The sequence below is a fragment of the Dellaglioa sp. CoH-57-MRSF-19 genome, from assembly GCF_056781975.1.
Genome location: NZ_JBXAXW010000044.1, coordinates 1 through 798, shown reverse-complemented (window position 1 = coordinate 798; position 798 = coordinate 1). Strand labels below are relative to the sequence as shown.

At 53.6% G+C, this 798-nt stretch carries 1 protein-coding gene; it reads left to right on the top strand.

All coding sequences use genetic code 11. The annotated features are described in order from the left end of the window. Positions 1-13: 13 nt before the first annotated feature. Positions 14-798, top strand: a 785-nt coding sequence (locus tag AC1RO3_RS08080; protein ID WP_481763943.1) for a DEAD/DEAH box helicase, incomplete at its 3' end; no start/stop codon positions are given.

Sequence of the window (798 nt, the reverse complement as noted above, 5' to 3'; positions counted from 1 at the left end):
CTGCGGGTCTTTCTTGGGCGGCGCTGATTTGGCTTCCATGGTCAAGATCGGTGAGAAGGAATTCCTTAAAACTCCGCTCGGTGACGCAGGAGGTCTGAAACAGGTTCTCGAAAAGAGCGATATACCGTTCAAGTTCAAGAAGCATTTCCCGACACAGGAATTTAGCAGGCCTATCAAATTCACGGGCACCCTCAAGGACTACCAGCCAGCAGCAGTTGACGCGATCCTGAAAAAGAAGCGTGGTGTCCTCAAAGCCCCGCCCCGGAGCGGTAAGACCGTGATGGGGGCCGCAGCTGTATGCCGCTTGGGTAAGAAGACGATCATCATGGCGTCGCAGCGTGAATGGATTCTCGGCTTCCAAGAGACATTTATCGGATCGGACACACAGGCCGCCCTGACCAACTGTAGAAAGACCCAGATCGGCCTGTGCAAGACCTACGAAGATTTTCTAAAGTACGATATCTGTCTCGTTACATGCCAAACTTTCTGGAGTGCCAAAGGACGTAAACTTTTGCGCCGAGTTCGCGACATGTTTGCGATGCTGCTTGTAGACGAAATCCACACGGGCGCTGCCCCCAAGTACGCGTCAGTGATAGCCGCACTCAACTGCGAATACAAGATCGGATTGTCAGGCACCCCGAACCGCAAGGACGGCCGGTACGTGCTCATGCGGAATTTGATGGGTCCGGTGATTGCCGATATCAAGGTCGAGAAGTTGCGGCCTCATGTTCGGCTGGTCAAGACACAGTATACGTTTCGGGCTAAGGGTAACGTTCCGTGGACCCGAATGGTAAGCAG